Below are 8,743 nucleotides of genomic sequence, written 5' to 3'. Positions count from 1 at the left end.
TATACCATAAATCATTGAATATTATGAAAAAGAAAATAATTCTTGCATTGACGGCATGCTTATTTGCTGCCGGATCAATAATTAACACCCATCTGGCACAAAACAATCACAACATTGATGTATCACTTGCTGATATTTCTGTCATGGCGCAGGCGGATGGGGAATCTGGATGGGGTTTATGTTTCTTAGTACAGGAGGTAAACTATCATCCACATGGAGATGGTTGTAAAACAGATATGGTTATGATTGCTGATTGTTGGAAAGATTATCCAGAGGCTTGGATGGATTTTTGTCAACGTTCTACTGTAATTTACGAGCTTGATGATTGTCAAGAAACAATGACACTTAAATACTCTAGTGGTGGTATAACAGTCTGTGGGTAACCTATTTTCTGATAGTTAAAATATTTGGTATCATTTCAGAGTATTAAGTTTAATCTTTGAAATGATACCAATATACTTCAACAACTGACTCTTTCAAATAAAATCTTTTACTTATGACATACAGGTTTTTTTTTGGCCTTTCGCTCATAATATCCATTTATTCCTGCTCAGTTAAAATGGAAGAATCTGAAATAGGAAATGGCTTTATAAATTTGGATATTGAAACCCTAATATCTGATGAAGCAGTATATTTTTCTGAGTTATTTTCTGGCTTTCATATTATACCCCTTGAAACAAAAGAGAACGTGGTTCTGGGCAATATCAGTAATATAAAATTTAAGGATGAAATATTCTTCTGTTTTGACAGAATGAAGACAAGAAAAGTTTATTTGTTTTCTAAAGATGGTTCCTTCATAAGCAGTGTTGGAAACATAGGAAGAGGTCCTGGGGAATACATGTACGCAGTTGATTTTGATGTCGATACAATTGAGAAAAGAGTTGCAATATATGATGGTAGAAAATTGAATTTTTACGATTATCATGGAAAATTTACCGGCAAGATCACTTTTGATCATGGCTTTCAAACTTTTCTAATCACAGAAAACCATCTTGTATTCTATCGGAACCCCCACAGAATAAATAATCCTGATGAGAATCTAATTTATTTATTTGATCGGGAAGGTAAGGAAATTACTACACTGGTTGAAAATACAGGAATTTACATGGATGCTATGCAATTTTTCATGGGAGGGCATTTCTTCCAATGGCAGAATAATACCCGGTTTTTCATGCCATATACTGAAACTATTTATTCTATAAGTGAAAAAGAAGCTAAACCGTTTATCCAATTACGTACAAATCGATATAAAATAACAAGTAAAGAGTTATCAGAGATTAATACCAGTCGTTTGCACCCGATGGCATCAGGAATTGAAAAGCTATTTCTTATAAGAAAGTATTCGGAGAATGAAAAACTTTGCTTTTTCAATTTCAATATAGGAATGAGAAGATATCAAACTTTTCATTATTTTGATTCAAACAAAACAATATGCACCAGTAGATTTATTGATGATTTAACATTCATAAATCCGGAATTTATTCAATTAAATAATAATCAAATGATTGCCATAATTCATGAAACTCAAATTTCGATTTTTAAGAAACTGGTTTCTGATGGTAAAATAAACTTGACAGAAAAAGAAAAAGCAAGCCTCCTTGAAATACCTGATTATAATAACCCTATAATTGTATTGTTTGATATTTAAATAATCAAAGTTTCGCACTTGTAATAAATCACATGACTTCAATCAAAAATAAGTTGACCTCATGTGCTATATATTCAGTTTTCAGCATTTTATATTTTCCATTTCCGGTTACGGTACATTTTGCAGGTCTGGTTCCTGAGGAAGCAAACGCCTGATCATCTCATAGGCCCTTTCATCCTCAAGGATCCTTTGTAAGCATTCGGCGTAGTTAATATTGTTAAAGAATCCGGTGGCATCTATTTTTGAGGGTAAAACTTATCTATGATTACCCAGGAAGCCATAAGAGATTCAATCAGGCGTTACAAAGAATCAGGTTTGAGTGTTCGTGAGTTCTGCTCTAACGAGGGCATCGGCAAATCGAGTTTGGCATTGCCGGTTAAACCAGTTTTAAATTAACTTTATCCTTATAAGGACACCAGTCCATAAGATCACCCGAGGTAAAATGACTGTCGCCGCGAATAATGACAGTAGTATTGGACCATCTTTTACGCAGTTACTTTATGATCTTTATAAACAAATTGCCTGTTTCAGCCTGCTTGCTACGACGGCCCGGTTTCAATATGGTTGTAATCAACTTACCGGAGAGGCCTTCATAAATATGAAGAGGCATGTAGCAATGCTCGTCATAATAATGGTAAAATAAAGAGAGTTCCTGCTGGCCGTGTGTATTTGTATTTGTGTCATCGAAATCAAGAATAATAACTTGGGGTTCACGTGAATATGAATCAATAAAGTTGTCCAGCAGTTTAATCCCCATGCCAAAAAGGTCGGTTCTTGATGCATGGTTCTCCAGGCGACTCATTGTTGGCTGTGAGGCCAGGTCATCTCCGGTCTGGGGAAGACGGCCAGCGCACATTTTAACAACCTGCTCTTCACGCAAGATATTGGAATCGTTACAATCTTCATAGCCTGCAGCTATTTGATAGACTCGTTGGCAATCAACTCTTGCATCTCATGATCAATGTAACGCTGGTCTCTTGTGTCTTTAATACAGGAACTTATGGATTAGATAAAGCCCAATTTGTTGTCAAGCTCTCTTAATAGCAACAATCCGTCATCACTGCTGATGCGCTGGCCAGTGAAGGATAAGGAGACATCTTTATTATTTATTGGAAAAAGGGCAAGTTGTTGTGAGGAATTCTGTGAAATTTTTTCTATCATTGTACAAAGGGGTTTTTGTTCTAAACACATTAAAGATACTACTTTGTAGCGTCTTTAAGGAACAAAATCCCCCTTTTTTAATGAATAATTTAGGTTAGAAATTTAAACAAAAGTCAAGGTATAATATTCGCCCAGGCTTACTGCCGACCCTATGGCAATTGCCGGAAAAGATTTAATTGTCTAACTTTACAGATTATTAAATCTAATTTGTTTGCAAAATGCTGCAATTTCAGTGTGAGAGCTGCGGGATAAAGTTTGAGGGCCAGGGAACGACCCATGAATACAACAGCCCCGTTTACGGGCCCTGCAGCAAAAAGGTGGCCGATTGTCCGCAATGCGGAGAAACAATAGATGAGTACCGCCCGCCAAAACAGGCAAAGTCAAAGAGTGATTTCAGGCCTGCCGCACCGGCCATGGGCAGTTGTCCGGCCGGCGGACGCTGTTGTGCCAACCAGGGTTGATGCAAACTGCTGATATTCCTGGATGGTTAAAGATGCCGGATAAATCAGCTCTATGCGAATTAATCATGGACAGGGATGACCCCGTCATCCCTTTTGTGATTTAAGCTCTGCAAGCCTGTCGAGCAGTTTGTCTATTTCGGCCGGATCAAGTCCGGGTTTCCGCAGGTTGTCCTCTATTTCACTGATAGTCGTGTCTTCATCAGACCCTTCTCCGGATGACGGCATCTCTGTCTCCCTGCTCACACCTTTCCTGGGAGAAGTAAGTATAATATCCTCACCGATCTCATCCTTCAGCTGATGGATCATCTTTTCCATCATCTGCCTGAATGGTTCCCTCAGGTGCTCTGGTATGTCATCAGGCATCATGTTCTTCATCATCTCGTACTGGTTGAGCATCATCCTGAACTGGCCTGCAAATTGCGGGTTAACCCCCTCAATCTCTCCTTCTGACATTTTGTCGGCCAGCTTTTTGAAAAGCGCAAGCAATGTCTCGAAATTCTGCCTGAAAGAATCATCTTTCCTCTCCATAACATCAATCATTATATAATATATGCTGTTGTGCCGCCGGTCTTTCTACCGGTACAATTAACCGTCAGTTGCCTCAGTCCGGTGACGAAAACCGGGCAGCATTCACAACACTATTATAACAAGTCCCGTGCCGGATTTGTTGTTTCAGGCTAGCGTAATCCTTCCTGCCCGGCAAGAGACCGGTGGCAAGCCGGGCAGCCGTACAGGACCTGGCGGGCAAGGTCTGCGGTTATCAGCCTGGCCGGAGAAATATCCTTATCAGGCGGGGCAGCCGTACCTCATTTGCAGCCAGGGTCAGCCCTGTTCCAGCGAGCTGAACTCAAAAAGTCCGCTTCTGTAAGAATCTATAGGTGCACAGGAGCACATCAGGTTACGGTCGCCATGGGCATCGTCAACCCGGCTTACAGAGGGCCAGAACTTATTGTCGGCTATCCACCTGAGGGGATAGGCAGCCTTCTCCCTTCCGTAGGGCCTGTCCCACCCGTCCGATACAGTCACCTCAGCAGTATGGGGCGCATTCTTCAGCACGTTGTTCTTCTTGTCGGCTTTCCCTGATCGTATCTCCTCCATCTCGGCGTGGATCGATATCATCGCCTCGGCAAACCGGTTCAGCTCATGCAGCGATTCGCTTTCGGTTGGCTCAACCATCAGCGTGCCGGCCACCGGGAAAGACAGGGTCGGGGCATGAAATCCGTAATCCATAAGCCTTTTTGCTATATCGGCCTCGGTAACCTCCAGCTCCTTGTCCAGCCGGAATTTACGGCAGTCGATAATCATCTCATGGGCAACAAAGCCGTTTATTCCCTTGTAGAGGACATCGTAATAGTCCTTCAGCACCGCCGCCAGGTAATTGGCATTCAGTATGGCCAGCCGGGTTGCTTCGGTCAGACCTTTTCCACCGAGCAGCTTGATGTATGCATGTGATATTGTCAGTATACTGGTACTTCCGTAGGGAGCGGCTGCTATCGCCTCAACCCCTTTTTCACCACCCGTGGTAATGACCGGGTGCCCGGGAAGAAACTCCACCAGGTGGGCCGCAACGCCTATCGGACCCATTCCGGGTCCCCCGCCCCCGTGCGGTATGGCAAATGTCTTGTGCAGGTTCAGGTGGCACACGTCGGCGCCAACGATCGCGGGATTGGTAAAGCCTACCTGGGCATTCATGTTGGCCCCGTCCATATAGACCTGGCCCCCGTTCTCGTGGATTATCTCCGTCATCTCAATGATACCGGGCTCATATACCCCGTGAGTTGAAGGATAGGTAACCATGAAGGCGGCAAGGTTGTCGCGGTGCTTCTCAGCCTTTGGGCGCAGATCCTTAAGGTCTACGTTACCGTGCTTGTCGCAATCAACTATAACCACCTCCATTCCTGCCATGACCGCGCTTGCCGGGTTGGTGCCGTGTGCCGACGAGGGTATCAGGCATACATTGCGGTGCCCCTCGTTCCTGCTTTCATGATAGCCCCTGATTACCATCAGTCCGGTATACTCACCCGAAGCCCCCGAATTGGGCTGGAAAGAGATCGCATCGTAACCAGTAATCTCACACAGGTCAGCCGCCAGCTCATCCATCAGCTCGTGGTACCCCTGAGCCTGATCAACCGGGACAAACGGATGCAGCGCCCCGAATTCGGGCCAGCTAAGCGGCAGCAGCTCGGTGGCCGCATTCAGCTTCATGGTGCACGACCCGAGCGATATCATCGAGTGCGTAAGGCTGAAATCTTTTCTTTCAAGCTTCTTGATGTACCTCATCAACTCGGTCTCCGACCGGTAGGCATTGAATACATCAAGGGTAAAAAATTCGCTTTCGCGGATGAATACTTTATCAATTGAGGTCCTCTCCTCCAGGCCGCTCACCTCGGGGGACTCCTTACCGGCAGCTCCGGCAAAGACTGAAAGGATATTATTTATGTCCCTTATGAGTGTGGTCTCGTCAAGGCTTATGCCCACAGTTTTGTCGTCAATATACCTGAGGTTGATCCTGTTCTCCAGCGCCGTCTTCTCAATGTCGGCCGCCACGATATCGCCCGGCAGCGACACCCTGAGGGTATCAAAATAGTTACCGTTCTCCTGCGTGTAACCCAGACTTTTCAGTCCCTTCTCAAGAGTTACAGCACTATGGTGGGTATGAAGGGCGATACGTTTCAGTCCCTCCGCACCATGATAGACAGCATACATCCCTGCCATGGTTGCAAGCAGAGCCTGGGCTGTACAGATATTGGAGGTGGCGCGTTCCCTCTTTATATGCTGTTCCCTTGTCTGCAAAGCCATCCTGAGTGCATGTCTGCCCTGGGCATCGACGGTCACCCCTATTATCCTGCCCGGCACGTGACGCTTGAATTTCTCCCTGGTAGCGAAGTACCCTGCATGCGGACCGCCATATCCCATCGGTATGCCGAAGCGCTGGGTCGAACCAACCACCACGTCGGCGCCCCACTCTCCGGGAGGTGTGAGCAATGCAAGACTGAGAATATCGGCAATTACTCCGGTGTATATGCCTTTTTCGGCGGACTTCAATATAAAATCCCTGTAATCGTAAATCTTGCCGTCACCGGCAGGATACTGCACCATCACGCCAAAGTAATCTTCACCCGGGTCAGCTTCGGCATAACTGCCGGTCACCAGCTCTATGCCCAGAGGTATTGCCCTGGTTCTCAAAACTGCCAGGTTCTGGGGGAAGATGTTTTCATCGACAAAGAACTTTACTGCACCCGACTTAACCTGGTCCCTGCTGCGTGCGTTGAACATCATGATCATTGCCTCGGCCGCTGCCGTTGCTTCGTCAAGCAATGATGCATTGGCCAGCTCCAGGCCGGTCAGATCCATCACCGCTGTCTGGAAGTTCAGCAGGGCCTCCAGCCTGCCCTGCGATATCTCTGCCTGATAGGGGGTATATGAGGTGTACCATGAGGGGTTCTCAAGTATGTTCCTCTGGATTACCGGCGGGAAGATTGTATTGTAGTAACCCATCCCGATAAATGAGCGGTAGACCTTGTTTTTCGAGGCAATCTCCCATATCCGCTGCAGGTATTCATGCTCGCTTATGCCATCGGGCAGGTTGAGCGGTTTTTCAAGCCTTATTGCAGGCGGTATGGTCTTGTCGATAAGCTCGTCGATTGATCTTACGCCTATCTTTTCAAGCATGGTACCTGTTTCGTGGGGACGGGGTCCGTTATGTCGTGAAATGAAACTGTCGAGTGCCATATAAATGAATATTTATGTGTTTTTTACTGGTTATATTCTGTAAAAATAAAAACTGGACTTATTGATAAATAAGACAAATATCATGATATGCTCAATTAATAAATTTACCGTAGACCGGTCGCAGCCTTGGTAAAAAAACTGCGAAGTGCCGCATAACTACCTGATGCGGCTCTGCCGCGACTGTCTGATTCCATGAGCAGGTTTACGTAAGCCGGTTATCCGGTAAGAAAAGGATTGGAATGCCGCTCACCGCCAATGGTGGTTTCGGGTCCGTGCCCGGGATATACCGTCACCTCATCGGGAAGCACCATCAGTTTTTCTTTGATTGACCTGATAAGGGTGTCGTAATCGCCGCCCGGCAGGTCTGTCCGCCCGATTCCCCCGCTGAACAGGACATCCCCTGTAATAACAAAGGCATCCTCGCTGCTGTACAGCGCCACGCTTCCGGGAGAGTGCCCCGGCACATGAAACACTTCCAGTGATGAACTGCCAAAAGTTATGGCCCTACCCTCCTCCAGATAGCTGTCAACCGGTGGCGGCTCTTCAACCTCGAATCCGAAAACGCTGCCATGCTCAACGGCTGTTTTTATCAGGAACTCATCATCGGCATGGGCAGCAACTGGTACCTTCAGTTTGTTTTTGAAGAAGGAGTTGCCGAGCAGATGGTCAACATGGCAGTGTGTGTTTATTATCATCACGGGCTCAAGCTGGTTGTTCTCGATAAAAAAGAGCACCTCTTTCTTCTCGTCAACAGTATAGCTGCCCATATCAACAAGCACGCAACTGCCTGTTTCGTCCCAGAGCAGGTATGCATTCTCCTGGAAGGGGTTTACAACGAATTTATGGACTTTGATCATGATCTTATCTGTTTTTCTGGTTTCACAGCAACACCCGCACGTTGGCGGGGGGCACATTCCGGCCCTGGTCAGTCATGCAACCCTGCAAGGCATGCAGGTTTATAATTATCATCGCCCGCAGGCAACCTGTTGACCGGCCACCCATTGCCTATCCGGATTTCCCTTTCAGCAAAGGAACAAAAACAAATCGCCCGTGCTCAGTAACTTTAAACTCTTCCTCAGCCATTCTCTCAATACGGGTCATCACCTGGCACCTGCTGTCGCCTAAGGGGATGACCATTATACCGCCGATCTTCATCTGTAACTTCAGCTTTTCCGGAATCTCCCCCGCACCGGCGGTTACCAGTATCCGGTCAAATGGCCCATATGCCGGCTTTCCCTCATAGCCGTCACCGTAAAAGAAGGTTGCCTTGTACCCCATTGAAGTAAGAAGTGACTGTGCCCTGATGAACAGGTCGCGATGCCTCTCTATGGTGAACACCTTAGCTCCCATCTCACAAAGGATTGCCGCCTGGTATCCTGATCCGGTGCCTACCTCAAGGACCTTGCAGTGTTTCTCCACCTCCAGAAGCTCAGTCTGGAATGCAACCGTATAGGGTTGCGAAATGGTCTGTCCGCATCCAATAGGGAAGGCCTGGTCCTTATATGCATATTTGACAAACCCGGTATCCATGAAATAGTGCCTTGGCACATTAAGCACTGCATCCAGCACCCTTTCATCTTCGATGCCCTTGCTCCGGATCTCTTCAACCAGGTTTCTTCTTAATCCTTTATGGCGATATGAATCTGTCATTACTTATCTGTTTCGGACTGCTAAATTAAACTATTTTTTGTTTCGGGTAAACCCGTGCCGGACTATACAATTAACAACAATACGTTGATAA

Annotated in this window: 9 protein-coding genes; 3 read left to right on the top strand and 6 right to left on the bottom strand. The window is 46.0% G+C overall.

Features of this window, described 5'->3' with window-relative positions; genetic code table 11:
- The first annotated feature begins 23 nt into the window (after nt 1-23).
- Nucleotides 24-383 (top strand): hypothetical protein, encoded by a 360-nt coding sequence (locus EA408_02735; protein ID TVR74637.1) that lies wholly within the window; start codon nt 24-26, stop codon nt 381-383.
- A gap of 113 nt (nt 384-496) precedes the next feature.
- A complete protein-coding gene (locus tag EA408_02730) occupies nt 497-1,648 on the top strand; it encodes a 6-bladed beta-propeller (protein TVR74636.1) in 1,152 nt (383 codons plus the stop codon).
- 376 nt (nt 1,649-2,024) lie between these two features.
- On the opposite strand, the gene EA408_02725 is transcribed toward EA408_02730, so the two are convergent.
- Nucleotides 2,025-2,141 carry a hypothetical protein gene (locus EA408_02725; protein TVR74651.1) on the bottom strand — a complete coding sequence of 39 codons (117 nt, stop codon included), beginning with the start codon at nt 2,139-2,141 and terminating at the stop codon, nt 2,025-2,027.
- The gene (locus tag EA408_02720) at nt 2,142-2,567 is read right to left on the bottom strand and encodes a hypothetical protein (protein ID TVR74635.1); all 426 of its coding nucleotides are present in this window, start codon (nt 2,565-2,567) and stop codon (nt 2,142-2,144) included. It abuts the gene before it with no gap.
- A gap of 460 nt (nt 2,568-3,027) precedes the next feature.
- On the opposite strand from EA408_02720, the gene EA408_02715 reads away from it, so the two are divergent.
- Nucleotides 3,028-3,270 (top strand): hypothetical protein, encoded by a 243-nt coding sequence (locus EA408_02715; protein ID TVR74634.1) that lies wholly within the window; start codon nt 3,028-3,030, stop codon nt 3,268-3,270.
- An 84-nt stretch (nt 3,271-3,354) separates the two neighbouring features.
- On the opposite strand, the gene EA408_02710 is transcribed toward EA408_02715, so the two are convergent.
- The 4 genes from EA408_02710 to EA408_02695 form a co-directional block, all read right to left on the bottom strand.
- The gene (locus EA408_02710; GenBank protein TVR74633.1) at nt 3,355-3,810 is read right to left on the bottom strand and encodes a hypothetical protein; all 456 of its coding nucleotides are present in this window, start codon (nt 3,808-3,810) and stop codon (nt 3,355-3,357) included.
- A 282-nt stretch (nt 3,811-4,092) separates the two neighbouring features.
- Nucleotides 4,093-7,002: a glycine dehydrogenase (aminomethyl-transferring) gene (gcvP, locus tag EA408_02705; protein TVR74632.1), complete on the bottom strand. Its 2,910-nt coding sequence runs from the start codon at nt 7,000-7,002 to the stop codon at nt 4,093-4,095.
- Nucleotides 7,003-7,217: 215 nt separating this feature from the next.
- On the bottom strand, nt 7,218-7,916 hold the full coding sequence (locus tag EA408_02700; protein ID TVR74631.1) for an MBL fold metallo-hydrolase: 699 nt from the start codon (nt 7,914-7,916) through the stop codon (nt 7,218-7,220).
- Between the two features lie 91 nt (nt 7,917-8,007).
- The gene (locus EA408_02695) at nt 8,008-8,652 is read right to left on the bottom strand and encodes a protein-L-isoaspartate(D-aspartate) O-methyltransferase (GenBank protein TVR74630.1); all 645 of its coding nucleotides are present in this window, start codon (nt 8,650-8,652) and stop codon (nt 8,008-8,010) included.
- Nucleotides 8,653-8,743 lie beyond the last annotated feature (91 nt).

It is taken from the genome of Marinilabiliales bacterium (genome assembly GCA_007695015.1).
Taxonomy (GTDB): Bacteria; Bacteroidota; Bacteroidia; order Bacteroidales; family PUMT01; genus PXAP01.
This window is presented reverse-complemented; position numbering and strand designations above follow the sequence as displayed.

Excerpts from the sequence above, each read along its gene's own strand:
- EA408_02730 (TVR74636.1), top strand. The coding sequence starts at position 497 with ATGACATACAGGTTTTTTTTTGGCCTTTCGCTCATAATATCCATTTAT.
- EA408_02700 (TVR74631.1), bottom strand. The coding sequence starts at position 7,916 with ATGTGCCCCCCGCCAACGTGCGGGTGTTGCTGTGAAACCAGAAAAACA.
- EA408_02715 (TVR74634.1), top strand. The coding sequence starts at position 3,028 with ATGCTGCAATTTCAGTGTGAGAGCTGCGGGATAAAGTTTGAGGGCCAG.
- gcvP (TVR74632.1), bottom strand. The coding sequence starts at position 7,002 with ATGGCACTCGACAGTTTCATTTCACGACATAACGGACCCCGTCCCCAC.
- EA408_02710 (TVR74633.1), bottom strand. The coding sequence starts at position 3,810 with ATGATTGATGTTATGGAGAGGAAAGATGATTCTTTCAGGCAGAATTTC.
- EA408_02735 (TVR74637.1), top strand. The coding sequence starts at position 24 with ATGAAAAAGAAAATAATTCTTGCATTGACGGCATGCTTATTTGCTGCC.
- EA408_02695 (TVR74630.1), bottom strand. The coding sequence starts at position 8,652 with ATGACAGATTCATATCGCCATAAAGGATTAAGAAGAAACCTGGTTGAA.